Below are 16,798 nucleotides of genomic sequence, written 5' to 3'. Positions count from 1 at the left end.
TTGGGCGGAGCCCACCAGGGGCGAGGGGAGGTGTACGCACTACGCACTACGCAGTACGCAACACGGAACACGCAACTCGCCCTACGCCTTACGCACGACGGATGACGTATCCTCCACCGGCTGCGCGCGCCAGCCACGGCGCTCGGCCCAGTAGCGATTGGCGCGGTGCAGGCTCTCGAACGTCCCGGCGTCGGTCCAGAACCCTTCCAGTTCGACCCAGCGGAGGAGGCCGTCTTCCAGGTAGAAGTTGTTGACGTCGGTGATCTCCAGCTCCCCGCGATCCGACGGCTCCAGGCGCGCGATGTAGTCGAAGACGCGTGCGTCGTAGATGTAGAGGCCGGTGACCGCGTAGTTGCTGGCCGGCTCGCGCGGCTTCTCCTCGATGCGGAGGATGCGCGTCGGGTCGTTCGGGTCGAAGCGGGGGCACCCGAAGCGGTGCGGGTCGGGCACCTTGGCGAGGAACAGGAGCGCGCCCCCCGTGAATGACTCAACGGCCGGGCGGATATCGGCGTCGGTCGTGTTGTCGCCCAGGATGACGCAGATATCGTCGCCATCCGCGAAGTCCTCGCACAGGCTGAGCGCCTCGGCGATGCCGCCCTCGTTCTCCTGGTAGGTGTACTCAAGGTGGCGCACCCCCAGGTGCTTGCCGTCGCGCAGGACGCGCAGGAAGTGCCCCGCGTGTGGACCGCCAGTGACGACCATGATGTGGTCGATCCCCGCGTTTACCAGGGTCGCGATCGGGTAGTAGATCATCGGCTGGTCGTAGATCGGCAGCAGGTGCTTGTTGGTCGCGTGGGTCAACGGATAGAGCCGGCTGCCTAATCCTCCCGCTAGGACGATCCCCTTCATCGCGGCGTGTCCCCCGTCCGTCGCGTGACGGCGCTCTCGCGCCTCGCTCGCTGTCGGATACGGTCGGAGCCGGCGCAGACCCCCCTGCACCGGCTTCCCGGTCCGCTCCTGAGTATAGCACCGGGCCGATGACGGGCCCGAGCGGCCTAGAACGGCGCTGGAACGCCGACCTCGTCGCCGAGGGCGCGCAGCTCGGCCAGCACCTTTGGGTGCACCGGGATGCCGTTGGCGCGGCGGTCGGCCTCGGCCAGGTCCTCCGGGTCGCCGGGGACGTAGACGCGTGGCTGGCCCTCGACCGGCTCGGCCGCGCGCAACTCGGCCAGCATCTGGTCGATCTCGGCCAGGAACTCCTCCTCCGGGCGGAAGGCGTCGATGCGCCAGGCCATGAAGGCGTGGCCGATGTTCGCCGGCCGGGGCGGCACGGTGCGCGACCCGGCGACGTAGCGGCTCCAGGCCGCGCCGGCCAGTTGCCCGCAAAGCACCTCGACTACGAGGGCCAGCGCGTACCCCTTGTGGCTGCCCAGCTCCCGCGTGGCGCCGAGCGGGGTCAGCGCCACGGCCGCGAAGGGGTCGGTGGTGATGTTCCCCTCGGCGTCGAGGGCCCAGCCCCACGGGATCGGCTTCTCCTCTCGCCGGGCGATCTCGATCTTGCCCCAGGCGACGGTGCTGGTCGCCAGGTCGACGACGATCGGCCGCTCACGACCGGCGGGGATGGCCACCGCGATCGGCGCCGTGCTCAGGTACGGCTCGCGGGCGAAGGTGGGGATCACGAGCGGGGTGGCGTTGGTCATCGCCACGCCGCACAGCCCCTCCTCCAGCGCCATCATGGCGTAGTACCCGGCGATGCCGAAGTGGTTGCTGTGGCGTACCGTGGCCATGCAGAGGCCGGTCTCGCGCGCCTTCTCGATGCAGCGGCGCATGGCGCGGTAGGCGGCCGGGTGGCCCATGCCGTTGTCGGCGTCGAAGGCGATGGTGGCCGGGGTCTCGGTGATGACCCGGAAGTTCGGCGTGAGGTTGATCAAACCCTTCCGCAGCCGCTCGGCGTAGTAGCCGAGGCGGGGGACGCCATGCGAGTCGATGCCGCGGATGTCGGACGCGATCAGCACCTCGGCGGTGATGGCCGCCTCGTCACGGCTCAGCCCGAATCCGACCAGCACATCGGCCGTGAACTGCTGCAGCACCGCGGCGTCGACTCGCACGTTCGGCTCGCCCATTCGATCTCCCCCCGTTCTCCGCGGGTTCCCACGACCGGATCTCCGTGCTGCGCATGATACCGCGCCCCGGAGCCGGTCGCTGCAACGGGTCTGTCACGCGGTGCCCCACTTCGGTGGTTCCTTTGCCATGGTGCCTGTTCTAGACTGAGAGACAGTCGTCCCGTCTGGGCACGCGGCGTGCCGCTGCGAGAGGAGTACGCCGCTCGGGCACAGGATAGGAGCATACGCGATGATCGGAACGGTGATCGTCCCACTGGATGGGTCGGAGTTAGCGGAAGAAGCGCTGCCCTTCGCAGCGGCTATCGCCGAGCGCTCCGGTGCCCCGCTCCACTTGATGCGTGTCATCGCGCCCGACGAGCCCGCGTCGGCGGAGGAGGAGGCGCGCACCTACCTGCGCGGCAAGGCCCGTAGCTATGGCGACCGCGTGCAGATCTCGATCCGCATCGGCGACGCGGCCGAGCAGATCGTCGACGGCGCCGAGGAGATGATCGACCCGGTCATCGTCATGACCACGCGCGGCCGCAGCGGGATCGGCCGCTGGATCTACGGCAGCGTGGCCGAGCGGGTGGTGCGTGGGGCCGGCGTTCCGGTGCTCCTGATCCGCTCCGGGATGGCACAGCCCGAGGGCGGCACTTTCCGCCGGATCATGGTGCCCCTTGACGGCTCCGCCTACGCGGAGGCCGCGCTCTCCTACGCCGTGCAGATCGCGCGCGCGTTCGACGCGGAGCTGTCGCTGGTGCGTGTGGCCGAGACGACCCAGATCTACGCGATGCTGACGCCGCCGGCCCAGACCCCGCCCGCCGTCGAATCCCTGAACGAGGTCGTCGCCCAGCTCATCGCCGACGCCAACGCATATCTGGCCAAGGTGGGCGAGCGGCTCCAGGGCGAGGGGCTGCGCGTGCGTACCCAGACGCTGGAGGGGATCGCGGCCGAACAGCTCCTAGCCTATGAGCAGGAGGAGGACATCGATCTGGTCGTGATGGCGACGCACGGCCGCAGCGGCTTCAGCCGGCTTGTCTTCGGCAGCGTGGCCGAGCGGGTGCTGAAGCTGGGCAAGACGCCGGTCATGATGGTGAAGCCCAAGGGGGCGATCGCCGAGTCGGGCGACGCGGGCAACTAACCACCGCTCTCGATCGCACACGTTGTGGCGGCCACGTGCCGGCCGCCACACCCCCTAGACCCGGGCGATGGTGATGATCTCCCGGCTCGTCTCGGTGAACGGCGCGCGGGACCAGTCGCCGTACTGGGCCTCGATCCGGAATCCTGCCTCGGTGAGGAACGCGGCCAGGGTGTCGGCGTCGAGGAAGCGCAGGTCTGCGCGGTCCTCTCGCAGCACGGTGCCGTCCCGCTCGCTGGTAATCTCAACGAGCGTGACCACGTCGCCAACAACCGCCTCCACCCTATAGGAGACGCGGAGCGGCCGGCCCGCCGGATCGACGACATCGATTGGATGGTCCGACGTCCAGGTTTCCCACTCGCGGACCAGCGGGTTCCGGGTCTCGAACGCGAAGCGTCCGCCTTCGACCAGCGCGCGGCGGATCGCCGCCAGCGAGGCGCGCAAGTCGTCATCGTCGACCAGACACTGGAAGGCGTGGCCGGTCATCACGGCGAGGTCGAACTCGTTCGACCATGGCATCGCCGCCGCCTTGCCTTCCCACCACTCGATATCGGTCCGCCTCCGTGCCAACCCGAGCATCGCACGGTCCGGGTCCACCCCGCACAGCCGGCCGGTGTGCCCGGCATCCCGCGCCTGGTGCAGCAGCGTGCCCGTCCCGCAGCCGACATCGAGCACCGCCCGGGCCTCCATGACGAGGCCAAGGTAGAACTCGTCGCTCGGTCCCCACGGGTTGAGCACGTTATAGAGGGCCGCTGTCTCCTCATCCGAATAGCGCACCGCAACCCCTCCTCCAACGGTCGCGCGGGCCCGGCGACGCGCAGACACGGAGCCGGCCGGCGCGGGTATTGATCTACACGGTGTCGTGGGCTGCCGTATACACAGCGTCTCGTCGCGGGTGGCGAACCGACCCTGGCCCGGCGGCTCAATCATCCGGTGGGCCGGAGGCCGGTCGCTCGCGGTCTGCCGGCTGCACCTCGCGCGTCTCCTCCGCCGGGGAGTCCGCGCCGCCGTGTTCGTCCCCCGCCCTTGAGCCGCTCCGACCCATACCGGGCGGCGGAGGCGGCGGTGCGGGCGGCGCCAGGCTCGTGACGGGAGCCCTCTCCTCGGGCGCGGACACCTGTTCAAACGCGGCTCGCCCCTCGCCGCTGGCGAGATAGACCAGCACCGCGATCGCGGCCACGGTCCAGACCGGGAAGCCGAGCAGGGCCGGGATTGCCAGCACCATCGCCCCGATCCGCGACCAGCGCTCCTGCAGGAGCAATCCCCAGCCGACCAACGCCGAGCCGATGGCGAAGGCCAGAAAGAACCCGAAGAGCAGCAGCACGAAGAAGAGCCCGCCGACCGCCTCGCTGGGGCGACTCGCGGTGAAGAGCATGGCGGGCGTGAGGAACACGAGCACGACACAGGTCGCCAGCAAGCACACCGCGGCGGTGGAGAACTCGTACAGCGCGATCAACGTGACGCCGGTCGGTCGCGGCTCCCTGCGGCCCATCGCTCCACTCCTCGTTCTCCCATGGCTGCGCCCAGCGCGCCCGCGCCACACCATAGCACGCTCCGGGGCGTGTGGCCGGAGGATCCAGCGCGGAGGCCGGGTAACGGGGCGCGGGCGGTCTCGGTTCGCCGCGTGGTAGGAGGGTTGAGGGCGGTGGTCGGTGCCCGGGGGGTTACCCCCGGGCACGGGCGGGCGCGGGCCGACCACGGTGCCGGATCCGTTCACCGCGCAGGCGACCACGCTCGGCCCGCGCCCCGGTGCACAGACCGCGGTGCGGGAGCCGGTCGCCGTCGGTGTCTCACTGCGGCAGACGGTTCAGGCGAGTTCCTCGGCCAGTGCGACGATGATGCCCGCAGGGCCCCGCATGTAGCAGAGGCGGTACATGTTGTCGTACTGGACTACCTCGCCGATGAGTTCGGCGCCGATGGCGCGCAGGCGGGCGACGGCGTCGTCGACGCTGTCGACGGTGAACATGACGCTTCGGAGGCCCGGCGCGTTCGGTGGTGCGATCGCCGGTTCGACCTCGATCAGTTCCGGGTTGTGGAACTTCGTCAGCTCAAGCCGCCCCTGCCCGTCCGGAGTGCGCATCATGACGATGTCGATCTGGACACCGTCGATCGCATTGACGCGGTCCACCCACGGGCCCTCGACGTGCATCTCGCCTTCGACCGTCATGCCGAGTGCGGCGAAGAACGCGGTAGCATTTGTCAAGTCGTCAACGACGACGCTGACATGGTCCAATCTGGTAATCATCATGCCGCCAAGTCTACCACGAGCGGAATCCGGGGGTGCGAGCCCGACCGTGCTCGGGGTGGGATGTCGTTCGCTGAGGTGGTGTTTCGCGGGCGCCGTCCGCCTGAGTTCGCTATGGGAGCACCGGGTTCTCGTCCGAATCGGCATCCATCTCCCCTGATATGTGAGCATCTTCTTAGGTCTGCTGGGCGTCGTGTTCATGTAGCGGGACTTTCCTGCGGTACGGTAAGCGGCTATACTCAGGAATGATTGTTGTTTGGTAAAGCCGGGGCGGCCCGCGGGCGCGGTCGTCGTGACCCGGCGGAATGGAGTCGGAGAAGAACGATGATGACCATCATGCGTTTCGCAGCCGCGGCCATGACGACGGCCACGCTCGGGCGCTGGTGGTCGAGTTCTTCGAGCCGGGGCTCCAGTAGTCCCAGTAGTTCTTCCAGTGGGAGTGACGTGACGATGCTGGAGAGAACGCTGCGGCTGGAGGTACCCGGTGAACGACGTGATCCGACTCGCGCTTGATCTCGATGGTGTTCTAACCGAGCATCCCCGGATTCTTGCCCACGCTGCTAACGAGACTTTTGGGCTGACGCTGCCGCTGCACGCCTTCGTGGACTCGGCTGGCTGCAATGTGCCGCTTGAGATTCGGCGCTGGGTCTACGGGCCGGATGGCCCGGCGCGCCGGCTGCGGCCGGCGCCGAAGGGACGCCGCTTCGTCGAGGCCGCCCGGGCGGCGCTCGGCGCGGAGAACGTGCTTATCCTGACCGCTCGCCCTCAGGAGGCGCGGGCTACGACGGAGGAGTGGCTGCGAGAGCACGGCTTCCCGGCCTGCGCCATCAGGTTTGCCGACGACAAGGTCGCGGTCGCCCACGCACTGGGCGTGTCCCACGCGGTCGAGGACAGCGTGCGGCACGCGACGGCGTATGCCGCTGCCGGCATCCGCTGCCTGCTGCTGACGACCGACCCGAAGCCGGAGGGGGAGTCGCCCCTGATCGAGCGGGTGCCCGACCTGGCGGCGGCCTGGGAACGATTGCTCGGGGCACCGGACGAAGAGGAAGAAGTGGAGAGCGGTCCCATTCGCTACAGGATCGTCATCAGTGACGTCATCGACCCTGCCGCCCGCGCCCGGCTGGCGCGCGAGGCGGAGTTGATCGATGTCGATGGACAAGATGTGGCGGCCCTCACCGCCGCGCTGCGCGATGCCGACGCCCTGATCGTGCGCAGCGAGACGCAGGTCACGCGGGAGGTGCTGGCGGCCGGCCCCTCGCTCCGGGTTGTGGCCCGGGCGGGCACTGGAGTGGACAACATCGATGTCCAGGGCGCGACCGAGGCCGGGATCCTCGTGCTGAACGCCCCGGGCGCTAACGCCGTCTCGGCCGGAGAGCACACGATTGCGCTGCTGCTGGCGCTCACTCGCCAGATCCCGGACGCCAACGCCGCGGTCCACGCCGGTCGTTGGGAGCGCAAGCGGTTCAAGCCGTTCGACCTGCAGGGGAAGACGATCGGGATCGTTGGGCTGGGGCGGGTCGGCTCGGTCGTGGCCCAGCGGCTGCGCGCCTTCGAGACGCGCCTGATCGGCTACGATCCCTACATCGCCCGGGAGCGCTTCCAGCAGCTCGGGGTCGAGCCGGTGCCGTACGAGAGGCTGCTGGCCGAGGCGGACGTGGTCACCTTCCACGTCCCGGCCACGTCGGAGACGATCAACATGCTTGACGCCGACGCGATCGCCCGGATGAAGCCGGGGGCGATCGTGCTCAACTGCGCGCGGGGTGAGGTGGTGGACCAGGAGGCCCTGGCGGAGGCGCTCCGCACGGGGCGGGTGGCGGCAGCCGGGGTCGATGTCTTCCCGGATGAGCCGGCCTACACCAGCCCGCTCTTCGGCCTGCCCAACGTGATCCTGACGCCGCACATCGGCGGGTCGAGCCGCGAGGCGCTGGCGGCGGTCGGCGAGATGATCAGCACGACGACGCTGGCCGCGCTGCGGGGTGAGGCGGTGCCGAACGCCGTCAACCTGCCGCCGGCCTCGCTCCAGGGGCCGGAGTTGCAGCGGCTGACTCGTGTGGCCTCCGCCGCCGGACGGCTCCTCTCGGTGCTGCGGTCGGCGCGACCGGAGCGCCTGGAGGTCATCGTGCAGGGGGCGGTGCCGCTCGACGTGACGGAGCGCGTGACGGCGGCTGCGCTGGCTGAGGCGCTGCGACGCTGGACCGACCGGCGTGTCACGCCGGTCAATGCCCGGCTCGTCGCCCGGGACCTCGGCCTGGACGTCCACATCGTCACCGGGAATGCCGACCCCGCGCTCGTGCCCGAGTTCGCTTTCGAGGTCGACGGCGACGACCCTCACCGGGTCACGGTCCGTTGGGACCGCAACGAGGCGGGCATCATGGAGATCGACCGCTTCTCGCTGGAGCGGCCGCTGGCGGGCGACCTGCTCATCACGCGCCACTGGGATCGCCCCGGCGTGGTCGGCCGCGTCGGCACCATCCTCGGCCGCTATAACGTGAACATCGCCGGGATGCAGGTCGGCCGGCATGAGCGGGGCGGGCAGGCGATCATGGTCCTCAACGTGGACGACATCATCCCGGAGGCGGCGCTGGCCGAGATCGTGACGATCCCCGGGATCGAGTCGGCTTACGTTGTCTCGCTCCCCTCGGCCGTGCCTGAGTCGGGGGACGCGAACGGGTGGGGCGCGGCCCGCGCCGCGCGCTAGTCATCCGAAATGGAGACGGCCGCGACGGGTTGCCCAACCCGTCGCGGCCGGTCTGCTTCGCCTCGTCCGGTACAGGGGCTACGGGGCGATGCGGATCACCTGGCCCATCTCGGCCAAGACTCCGAAGTTGGACACGTAGATCGCGCCGTCGGGACCGAGTGCCACGCCGGTCGGGGCGACGAGCCCCTCGCTGGCGATCTCGGTCTGCGTCCCGTCGGGCGCGACCTGGATCAGCGCTCCGGTCGGCAGTTCGCCGGTCGCCTCGCTGGCCAGGAGCCCATCCCGTGCGATTTCGAGCACGAACAGGCTGCCGTCCGGCGCGAACGCCAGGTCGATGATGTTGGTGAAGCCCTCGGCGTAGACCAGCGGTTCCTCACCCGGCACGACGCGCCAGACGCGGGCTGCCCCCGGCACGAAGGGGAATCCGGTCAACTCCCCGACATAGAGGGCGCCGTCCGGGCCGTAGGTGACCGTGTCCGGCACGGCATGCATCGGGATCTGCGTCCCCGGCGGCAACCCCAGCTCCGGCGGGGCATCGACCATCCGCGTGGGGAAGACGGCCACCGTCTGGATCTCCCCCTGGGCCCCGACCGCGAGCAGGCTGTTCCCTCCGGCATCGACGACGAAGAATTGGGGGTATCCGGGCACCAGGGCGTACGGGTTCGAATCGACGATGTCACCGTCGGGGTTGGCGGCCGCCTCGTACGCCGTAATATCCGGCCCCGGGTTCCACTCCTCATCGGGGAGAGTCAGGACCAGCCGGCCGAAGAGCCCACCCTCCGGACCGAGGGCCGTGCGGCCGTCCGGCGGACCGCCCCAGCCAACCACGACGGCGGTGATGCCGTTCGCCAGCGGCACCACATCGGTCGGGCCGGTCGCGAAGCTGCCGTCATCCGCGGCCAGCGAGGGGAGGTCGCTCACGATGCGCTCCTGCTCATCCGGTGTGATGCGGGTGATGGCCCCGGATTCTCCGTAGCATTCGGTGTCGCCTTCCGGATTCTCCCGGCAAGGACCGTCGCCGCCGCTCCCGGCTTCGGCGACGTAGAGCGCACCGTCGAGGCCGAAGGTCACCCCCCGCGGATTGTCGAGCCCCTCCGCGAAGACGGTGACCGTGGGCTGGGCTGATGCGCCGGCGAGGGGTAGCAGCGCACCCATAAAGCCAAGTACCGCGATGATGGACGCCAGCCGGCGCCAGGTCGGGGTAGGACGGTACCCCATGACACTCCTCCGATCCCGGTGTTCCGACGACTCCCTACCCGCACGGTGCGGTTGCACCACGGTCCACGCTAGGGACCGAAGATGAAAAGCTAAACACAATCTATACGTCTGTTACTTACTAACCTGGAAGGATCGCGGCGGGGGGAGAAGCCGTCTTCCCCCTCTTCCCTTGTGGGAGAGGGGGAGGGGGTGAGGGGTACCGAAACCCTCCACTCGGACAAAACGCCCGCCCGCGGCTTCTGCCGCGGGCGGGGGTGGAGGAGGTGATGCCGGGCGCTAGCGCCCGGTAGCGCTTAGTCCGCCGGAACCGGAGCGGTCCGGACGGCAGGTGCGTGCAAGGCTGGCTTGCGGAATCGCAGCAGGCGAAGGCCGTTGAGAACCACGATGATCGTGCTTCCCTCGTGGCCCACGACGCCCAGTGGCAGCGGCACCCGACCCATGAGGGTCGCGATCACCAGGACCACGATCACCGTGAGCGCGAAGGTGAGGTTCTGCCGGATCACCCGGCGGGCCCGGCGGCTCAGCTCGATCGCGTAGGGGAGCTTGGTCAGGTCGTCTGCCATCAGCACGATGTCGGACGTCTCCAGGGCCACGTCGGTGCCCGCGTTCCCCATGGCGATGCCGATGTCGGCCGTGGCCAGGGCCGGGGCGTCGTTCACGCCGTCGCCGACCATGACCACCATCTCCCCATTGCGCTGCATCTCGCGGATGACGGTGAGCTTCTCCTCCGGCAGCAGCCCGGCGCGCCACTCGTCGATACCGACCTGGCGCGCGATGGCCCGCGCCGCGCGCTCGTTGTCCCCGGTCAGGATGATCGTCCGCTTCACGCCGAGGCGATGCAGGTCTTCGATGACCGCCGGGACGACCGGGCGGATGACATCGGCCACCGCGATCACGCCCAGCGCGCGATCGCTGGCGATGAACATCAGGGTCTTGCCCTGTTCGCGCAGCGCATCCCCCTGCCGCCGCAGATCGTCCGGCAGGGTCACGCCCTCGCTCTCCAGGAGCGCCTCGTTGCCGATCCGCAGGGTCTGCCCACGCACCACGGCGCGGACGCCCCGGCCGGGGACCGACTGGAGTCCCGTGATCTCCTGGTCATCCAGCGACGGGATATCCAGTTCCTCGGCGTACTGCACCACGGCCAGGCCGAGCGGGTGCTCCGACAGCCGCTCGACGGCCGCCGCCAGCATCAGCATCTCCCGCTCGTCGACGCCCTCGCAGGTGATGACGTCGGTCACGCGCGGGCGGCCGATCGTCAGGGTGCCGGTCTTGTCGAAGGCGACGGTGTCGACGGCACCGACGTTCTCCAGGTGGACGGCTCCCTTGAAGAGGATGCCCTGGCGGGCGCCGTTGGCCAGCGCCGAGAGGATCGAGGCCGGCGTCGAGATGACCAGGGCACAGGGCGAGGCCACCACCAGCAGCGTCATCGCCCGGTAGAACATGTCGTGGAAGTCGCGCCCCAGGAAGACCACCGGGATGATGACCGCCAGCGCCGAGGCGACGATGACGCCGATGGCGTAGATCCCCTCGAAGGCGTCGGTGAAGCGCTGGGTGCGCGACTTCTGGCTGCGTGCCTCCTCAACGATGCGGATGATCTTGGCCAGGGTGCTCTCCTGCGCCAGGCGCTCGACCCGGACCCGCAGCAGCCCGTGGCCGTTGATCGTCCCGGCGAAGACCTGATCGCCCGGCCCTTTGCCGACCGGGATCGACTCGCCGGTGATGGGCGACTGGTCGACCGCCGACTCGCCGCTGATCACCTTGCCGTCGGCCGGGATGCGCTCGCTCGGCTTGACGATGACCGTGTCGCCGATGACGAGTTCGTCGACCGGGATGCGCTGCTCCTGCCCGTCGCGCACGACCAGCGCGTCCTCCGGGCTCAACTCCATCAGCGCGCGGATCGCGCGGTGGGTGCGGCCGAGGGCGTAGTGCTCCAGCGTGTTGCCCAGCGAGAAGAGGAAGAGCAGGATGCCGCCCTCGACCCAGCCGCCGATGGTCGCGGCGCCGATCGCGGCGGTGACCATCAGCAGGTCGATGTCGACGTGGCGCTGGAGGAGCGAGGAGATCGCCTGGCGCGTGGCGTAAAAGCCACCCGCGATGTAGGTCAGCACGTAGAAGCCGATCTGCACCTCGTGCGAGATCAGGCCGAGCCGGCCGAGCAGCCAGCCGCTGGCGAGGAAGATGAGCGTAGCGACGGTGGCGACCACCAGGTGGTAGCGGTCCCACCAGCTCTCCTCGTCCTCCTCTTTCTGCCGTGTGGGCGCCGGCGGGGCTACCTGACCGCGCACGCGCACCCCGGCATCTTCGATCGTCCGGGTGATCTCCGAGAGGCGTTCCCGGGTGCCGGCGTACTCGACTGCCAGCCGGCGGCTGGCCGGGTTGGCGCTGGTCCAGATGATGTCGTTCCGCCCGTGCAGGCGCCGCTCGATGACGCTGCCGCAGCCGCGGCAGGAGACCCCGTTCATGGCGAACACGCAGCGCTGGTAGCGCTCGCCGATTTGCACGCCGATCCGGTCGGCCAGGCGCTCGACGGTCGCCAGGGAGATGACATCGGGGTCGTAGCGGATGCGCAGGGCACGACGGTCAGCATCGAGTTCGATGGCGTCGATCCCCTTGTGCTGCATCAGGGTATCGAGCAACAAATCGGCGCAGTGCGCGCCGTTGCCGTCGATCTCGACAGGAATCGTTTGTTCTCTCATGTTCACCGCCGTTACGTCCGGACGGGCGACCGGGGCGCCGTGCCCAGTTGAGAATAAGTCCTATTCGCGCCTCAGTGTACCAACCCTTGGCCGGGCTGTCAATGAAAAATCCGTGCCAATACGCCTAAACGCGTGCCAGCTACGTGGCGTGGCGCCCGCCCGTGCCTTGGGCTTGACCGATCAAGAATAACCTGCTATAAGCGATACGCTAGTTAGAATCGAGTGGGCCCAGCGCCCCGGCAGAGGAGAGGTGGGCGATGCACCCTAGCAACGGTCTGATTGAGCGGATCGAGACGCACTGGCGGGAGCTGCTGGCGGCGCTCGAAGGTATCCCGGAGGAACACCTGCTCGCGCCCGGCGCGGTCGGAACGTGGTCGGTCAAGGATCTGCTCGGGCACATCGCGTATTGGGATGGCGAGGCGACCGCGCGGGTGCGGCGGATTCTGGCCGGGGAGCCGGCCCGCCGCCCTGGCGAACCGCACTGGCAGCGGCGCAACGCACGGGAAGCGGCGCTTCGCGCAGACTGGCCGCTCGATCGCGTCTGGAGCGAGCTGCACGACACGCATCTGGCGCTCCTGCTGGCGCTGCAGGAGGCCCGCGAGGCGGGCAAGACCATCCCGCGCAACATCATCGCCGGCTGCACCTACGAGCACTACCAGGCGCACCGCGACGATCTCCACGCCTACCGAGAGCACCTCGGCCGCTGAGCACCCGGCAGAGGAGGAGCAGAACATGCACGCAGATAACGGCCTGATCGAACGGATTGAGACGTACTGGCGGGAGCTGCTAAAGGCGCTCGAGGGCATCCCGGAGGAGCACTGGCTCGTACCCGGTGCGGTCGGGGACTGGTCGGTCAAGGATCTGCTCGTGCACATTGCATACTGGGACGCGGATGCCGACGCGCGGGTGCGGCGGATCATGGCCGGCAAGTCGCCGGAACTCCCTGAGGACTCGTCCTGGGAGGTACATAGCGTGGAGGCGGTCGCGCAGCGCGCGGACTGGTCGCTGGAGCGCGCCTGGAGCAACCTCCACGAGACCCACGCCGCGATGCTGGCGACGCTCCAGGCGGCGCGGGAGGCGGGCACGGTGATCCCGCCGGGCGTGATTGACAACTGCACCTACAACCACTACGCGGAGCACATCGCCGACCTCCACGCTTACCGGGAGCGTCTTGGCCGCTGAGCGCCCGGCGCTGCCGTCCTCACCCGCTCCGCGCTTTCCGCGACAGGCTGATCCCCTGGACTCCCGCGCCCTCGGCGTGTCCTCTCTCCCGGTGCCCGCAAGGATGCCGGTACACCCAGGGAACGGGGACGGGCGACGACGCCCGCCCCCACTCGCGGCATCGGCCGGGATGACAGCGGGAAGAGCGGCGCCGCAGGGGACAGCCGGGTGCCCGCGCACGCCCCGCCGTCGTGCCGAGGCGGTATGCTAGCGATCGAGGGCGGCGACCGCCTCGGGACGACTGGACGCGTATCGATGGGGGGAGGCGCGTGGACGCTCGCGATTCGGAGGCAGCCGCGGCGGACAACCGGCGTGGGTGGCGTTGGTTCGCGCTGCTGGGCCTCGTCTTCCTCGTCGGGGCGACCCTCCGCACGGTCCTCCTGGGCGTGCCGCCGGTCCTCCCGCTCATCCAGCGCGACCTGGGCCTGTCGTACACCGCGACCGGCCTGCTGACCGGGCTGCCGATGCTGATGATGGGCGGGGCCGCCTGGGCGTCGGGGCGCGCCATCGAACGCATCGGTGGGCGGCGCGCGGTCACCATCGGGCTTGTGCTCCTCGCGGCCGGCGCGCTGCTGCGGGCGCCCTTCACCAGCGTCGCGCTCCTTTATCTCTTCACCGCGGTGCTGAGTCTCGGGATCGCCCTGGCCCAGACGGCCGTGCCGGTGCTGGTGCGCTCCTGGTTTCCTCGCCACATCGGCCTGGCCGCCGCGCTCTACACCGACGGCATCATCGCGGGCGAGGTGCTGGCCGTCGCCTCAACCGGCCCGGTGCTGCTCGGCTGGCTTGGGGAGGATGCCTGGCGTGCCTCGTTCGTCGCCTGGGGCCTGACGGTCATCCCGGTGATCCTCCTCTGGCACGTACTGGCCCCGGCCGCAGAGCCGGCGAGCCCACGTCTGCCTCGACGCGTGGATAAGCCGCAACCTGTGGCGCCTCAACCGGACGCGGCGGGCCGGCCGCGGGTGCGCGCCTGGCACCTCGGGCTGGTCTCAAGCGGCGGCGCGGTGATCTACTTCACCATGAACAGTTGGATTCCGCCCTACAACGATGCACTGGGTCACGGCGACGCCACCGCGCTCGCCCTGACGGTCCTGAACGCGGCGCAGCTCCCCGTCAGCATTGCGCTCACGTTCGTCGCCCAGCGGCTCGCCGGGGAGCGCTGGCCGTTCATCACCGTCGGCGTGGTCGGTATCAGCGCGATCATCGGCATGACGACCACACCCCTCTCCTGGCAGCCCATCTGGGTCGGGATCCTCGGCAGCAGCTCCGTCGCCGTGCTGGTGCTCGGCACGGCGCTGCCTCCGCTCCTGGCCGGGCCGGGCGAGGTAGCGCGGCTGACGGGTGCCACGCTCACGATCAACTACGGTGTGGCCTTCGTCGGGCCGCTCTTCGGCGGCTGGCTCTGGGATCAGTTCGACCAGCCGGCGCTGGCCTTCGCGCCGGTCGTGCTGGCCGGCCTCATCCTGATCGTCCTCGGCGCGCGCCTCCCGCGCCGGGCCAAGGTGCCAGAACCGGTGCGGGCACGCCCATGACGGCGCCGAGATCGCCCCTCGCCTTCTTCCTCCTGACGTTCGCCCTCTCGGTTCCGTTCTGGCTGCTCGGCGCGTGGATCCCCACGCCGGAGGGCGCGCTCATCGGGTTGCCGCTCAGCGCGCTCCAGCTCGTCAGTCCCTTCCTGGCCGCGGTGATCCTGGTCTACCGTGAGGGTGGGGGTGCCGGTGTCCGTCGGCTGCTGGCGCGCGCCGTCAGCCCGCGTGGGATCGCCCCGGTCTGGTATCTCCCGATCCTCCTGCTGATGCCGGCGATCTACCTGCTGGCCTACGGCATCCAGCGCCTGCTGGGACGCCCGCTCCCTGGCCTCGAGTTCCCGATCGGGACGATCCTGGTGCTCTTCGTCGTACTCCTCATCGCCGCCCTGGCGGAGGAGATCGGCTGGATGGGCTACGCGACCGATCCGCTGCAGGCTCGCTGGGGCGCTCTGGGAGCGGCGATCATCCTGGGACTGGTCTGGGCGGCGTTTCACCTTGTGGCGGACCTGCAGGGTGGGCATTCGCTCGACTGGATCGCCTGGCACCGGTCCGGAGCGGTCGCGCTGCGCGTGCTGATCGCCTGGGCCTACAGCAACACCGGGCGCAGCGCCCTGGCGGCGGCGTTACTGCACACTTCCGACAACGTTGGCTGGCAGCTCATGGAGATCAACGGCGGCCTCTACGACCCGGTGATCACCACCCCGCTCACGGCCATCGCGGCCGCGACCGTCACGCTCCTCTGGGGCCCGGCCACGCTCGCGCGATTCCGCCGGGCGTAGGCGGTGATGGCCGGTGAATGGGATGCACGTGGCGGGATGTGCCAGTGGCACGGGTGTTAGGCGCGTTCGGAGGGTGGGCACGCGCCACTGCACGGGGATCCTTCCACCTCCCGCCTCGGATCCAGTCGGCAGCCGCCCGAGCCGGGTCAGGTGGGCGGGAGACGGAGCGGCCGGTATGCAGGTCTATTTCGTCAATGTCCATTACTCCCGGGCACGTGACAGGGTGCGAGATCCTGGCACCACCCTCTCCGGGCATGTGCCACCGCGCCGTCAACCTCCCGCCGAGGCCGTGCCGCTCCGGCCCTCGAAGACGGTGACCGCCTCGATGGGGAACGGCGGGGCGAGGATGTTGCCGCGCACGAACTCCTCGACACCCGGGAAGCCGGTGGCGCGGATCTGCTCGGCGGCGCGTTCCGCGTCGTACGGTGTACGACGGAACTCGACGCCCGGCCCCAGAACGACCCAGTAGGCGCCGGGGACACCCTCGTACGGCATGCCGACACTCCCGGCGTTGACCACGCGCGTCCCGTGCTGCCAGCGGTCGAACTGCATGTGCGTGTGGCCGCAGACGACCACGTCGTCGGTGACGCCGGTCAGGATGGCTCGCAGGCGCGTGCCCGGGGTGGCGACGGTGATCACCTCCTCGTCGCCGCGCGGGGAGCCGTGGCAGAAGCGGACAGTGCCCAGCCCGTTGATTGTGATCACCACCTGCTCGTCGAACGACGCCAGGAAGTCGCGTTGCGCCCGGGTGAGGTGCCCGGCGGCCCAGGCGGAAATACGCTCCAGCGGAGACGCCGTCCCCAGGTCGGGGCTCCCGGCTTGCCGATCCCAGGCGGCGACCATCTCCCGGTCGGCGTTGCCGCGGACGAAGCGTGCCCGTGGTCCCAGCGACATCAGCCGGTCGATCGTTGCGCCCGGCATCGGCCCGGCGGCGACGTCGCCGCCGACGACGATGAGGTCGACCCCGTCCTGTTCGATCTCGGTCAGGACCGCCTCCAATGCCGGGAGGTTGCCGTGAATGTCGTAGATCGCTGCGACGCGCATGGCTCGCCTCTCTGATCTTCGCGCGTTCCTGAGTCCGTGGACCTCCACTCTAGCACGTTGCCGGCCCCGATGTGGGGGCGTGCCTTGACATTTCCTGCTGGCGGGCTACGATGCGGGCGCTCAGGTGGGTTTTCGGCTGAGCTGCCGGGCTGATCCTGCCGGGATCGGCGTACTGCTCGGAGAAAAGGGGA

14 protein-coding genes are annotated in these 16,798 nt (G+C 69.7%); 6 read left to right on the top strand and 8 right to left on the bottom strand.

What is annotated here, in order from left to right; genetic code table 11:
* Positions 1 to 81: 81 nt before the first annotated feature.
* On the bottom strand, positions 82 to 849 hold the full coding sequence (locus STHE_RS11495) for a sugar phosphate nucleotidyltransferase (RefSeq protein WP_012872753.1): 768 nt from the start codon (positions 847 to 849) through the stop codon (positions 82 to 84).
* A gap of 146 nt (positions 850 to 995) precedes the next feature.
* Entirely contained in the window at positions 996 to 2,063 is a 1,068-nt protein-coding gene (locus STHE_RS11490; protein ID WP_012872752.1) for an Ldh family oxidoreductase, read from the bottom strand.
* Positions 2,064 to 2,292: 229 nt separating this feature from the next.
* Here STHE_RS11490 and STHE_RS11485 point away from each other — a divergent pair, with 229 nt between their 5' ends.
* Positions 2,293 to 3,183, top strand: a complete 891-nt coding sequence (locus STHE_RS11485) for a universal stress protein (protein ID WP_012872751.1) — start codon at positions 2,293 to 2,295, stop codon at positions 3,181 to 3,183.
* A 54-nt stretch (positions 3,184 to 3,237) separates the two neighbouring features.
* Here STHE_RS11485 and STHE_RS11480 read toward each other — a convergent pair whose 3' ends face one another.
* The 3 genes from STHE_RS11480 to STHE_RS11470 all read right to left on the bottom strand — a co-directional run bounded on the left by STHE_RS11480 (position 3,238) and on the right by STHE_RS11470 (position 5,428).
* Positions 3,238 to 3,957 carry a class I SAM-dependent methyltransferase gene (locus STHE_RS11480; protein WP_012872750.1) on the bottom strand — a complete coding sequence of 240 codons (720 nt, stop codon included), beginning with the start codon at positions 3,955 to 3,957 and terminating at the stop codon, positions 3,238 to 3,240.
* A 145-nt stretch (positions 3,958 to 4,102) separates the two neighbouring features.
* A complete protein-coding gene (locus STHE_RS11475) occupies positions 4,103 to 4,672 on the bottom strand; it encodes a hypothetical protein (RefSeq protein WP_012872749.1) in 570 nt (189 codons plus the stop codon).
* Positions 4,673 to 4,987: 315 nt separating this feature from the next.
* Entirely contained in the window at positions 4,988 to 5,428 is a 441-nt protein-coding gene (locus STHE_RS11470) for a VOC family protein (RefSeq protein ID WP_148219969.1), read from the bottom strand.
* Positions 5,429 to 5,909: 481 nt separating this feature from the next.
* Between STHE_RS11470 and serA the strand changes: the two genes are divergently transcribed.
* Positions 5,910 to 8,123, top strand: coding sequence for a phosphoglycerate dehydrogenase (serA, locus tag STHE_RS11465; RefSeq protein WP_012872746.1), 2,214 nt, complete (start codon positions 5,910 to 5,912; stop codon positions 8,121 to 8,123).
* Between the two features lie 78 nt (positions 8,124 to 8,201).
* Here the strand turns inward: serA and STHE_RS11460 are convergent, their stop codons facing one another.
* Positions 8,202 to 9,341: a ScyD/ScyE family protein gene (locus STHE_RS11460; protein ID WP_012872745.1), complete on the bottom strand. Its 1,140-nt coding sequence runs from the start codon at positions 9,339 to 9,341 to the stop codon at positions 8,202 to 8,204.
* A gap of 293 nt (positions 9,342 to 9,634) precedes the next feature.
* A complete protein-coding gene (locus STHE_RS11455; RefSeq protein ID WP_012872744.1) occupies positions 9,635 to 12,037 on the bottom strand; it encodes a heavy metal translocating P-type ATPase in 2,403 nt (800 codons plus the stop codon).
* A gap of 257 nt (positions 12,038 to 12,294) precedes the next feature.
* Between STHE_RS11455 and STHE_RS11450 the strand changes: the two genes are divergently transcribed.
* The 4 genes from STHE_RS11450 to STHE_RS11435 all read left to right on the top strand — a co-directional run bounded on the left by STHE_RS11450 (position 12,295) and on the right by STHE_RS11435 (position 15,563).
* A complete protein-coding gene (locus STHE_RS11450; RefSeq protein ID WP_012872743.1) occupies positions 12,295 to 12,744 on the top strand; it encodes a DinB family protein in 450 nt (149 codons plus the stop codon).
* 25 nt (positions 12,745 to 12,769) lie between these two features.
* Positions 12,770 to 13,219 carry a DinB family protein gene (locus tag STHE_RS11445; protein ID WP_012872742.1) on the top strand — a complete coding sequence of 150 codons (450 nt, stop codon included), beginning with the start codon at positions 12,770 to 12,772 and terminating at the stop codon, positions 13,217 to 13,219.
* 308 nt (positions 13,220 to 13,527) lie between these two features.
* Positions 13,528 to 14,787 carry an MFS transporter gene (locus STHE_RS11440; RefSeq protein ID WP_012872741.1) on the top strand — a complete coding sequence of 420 codons (1,260 nt, stop codon included), beginning with the start codon at positions 13,528 to 13,530 and terminating at the stop codon, positions 14,785 to 14,787.
* Complete coding sequence (locus tag STHE_RS11435) at positions 14,784 to 15,563, top strand: CPBP family intramembrane glutamic endopeptidase (protein ID WP_012872740.1); 780 nt, start codon at positions 14,784 to 14,786, stop codon at positions 15,561 to 15,563. The genes STHE_RS11440 and STHE_RS11435 overlap by 4 nt, the downstream gene beginning before the upstream one ends.
* 270 nt (positions 15,564 to 15,833) lie before the next feature.
* On the opposite strand, the gene STHE_RS11430 is transcribed toward STHE_RS11435, so the two are convergent.
* On the bottom strand, positions 15,834 to 16,607 hold the full coding sequence (locus STHE_RS11430) for a metallophosphoesterase family protein (RefSeq protein ID WP_012872739.1): 774 nt from the start codon (positions 16,605 to 16,607) through the stop codon (positions 15,834 to 15,836).
* Between the last annotated feature and the right edge of the window lie 191 nt (positions 16,608 to 16,798).

Origin of the sequence: Sphaerobacter thermophilus DSM 20745 (genome assembly GCF_000024985.1) — a bacterium.
In the GTDB taxonomy this organism is placed as follows: Bacteria; Chloroflexota; Chloroflexia; order Thermomicrobiales; family Thermomicrobiaceae; genus Sphaerobacter; species Sphaerobacter thermophilus.
Note: the sequence above shows the minus strand (reverse complement) of the source record. Positions and strands in the feature narration are given on the sequence as shown.

Bases quoted from the DNA above. Each gene is read 5' to 3' on its own strand.
- STHE_RS11450 (WP_012872743.1), top strand. From the start codon at position 12,295: ATGCACCCTAGCAACGGTCTGATTGAGCGGATCGAGACGCACTGGCGG.
- STHE_RS11475 (WP_012872749.1), bottom strand. From the start codon at position 4,672: ATGGGCCGCAGGGAGCCGCGACCGACCGGCGTCACGTTGATCGCGCTG.
- STHE_RS11485 (WP_012872751.1), top strand. From the start codon at position 2,293: ATGATCGGAACGGTGATCGTCCCACTGGATGGGTCGGAGTTAGCGGAA.
- STHE_RS11430 (WP_012872739.1), bottom strand. From the start codon at position 16,607: ATGCGCGTCGCAGCGATCTACGACATTCACGGCAACCTCCCGGCATTG.
- STHE_RS11490 (WP_012872752.1), bottom strand. From the start codon at position 2,063: ATGGGCGAGCCGAACGTGCGAGTCGACGCCGCGGTGCTGCAGCAGTTC.
- STHE_RS11470 (WP_148219969.1), bottom strand. From the start codon at position 5,428: ATGATGATTACCAGATTGGACCATGTCAGCGTCGTCGTTGACGACTTG.
- STHE_RS11435 (WP_012872740.1), top strand. From the start codon at position 14,784: ATGACGGCGCCGAGATCGCCCCTCGCCTTCTTCCTCCTGACGTTCGCC.
- STHE_RS11445 (WP_012872742.1), top strand. From the start codon at position 12,770: ATGCACGCAGATAACGGCCTGATCGAACGGATTGAGACGTACTGGCGG.
- STHE_RS11495 (WP_012872753.1), bottom strand. From the start codon at position 849: ATGAAGGGGATCGTCCTAGCGGGAGGATTAGGCAGCCGGCTCTATCCG.
- STHE_RS11455 (WP_012872744.1), bottom strand. From the start codon at position 12,037: ATGAGAGAACAAACGATTCCTGTCGAGATCGACGGCAACGGCGCGCAC.
- STHE_RS11460 (WP_012872745.1), bottom strand. From the start codon at position 9,341: ATGGGGTACCGTCCTACCCCGACCTGGCGCCGGCTGGCGTCCATCATC.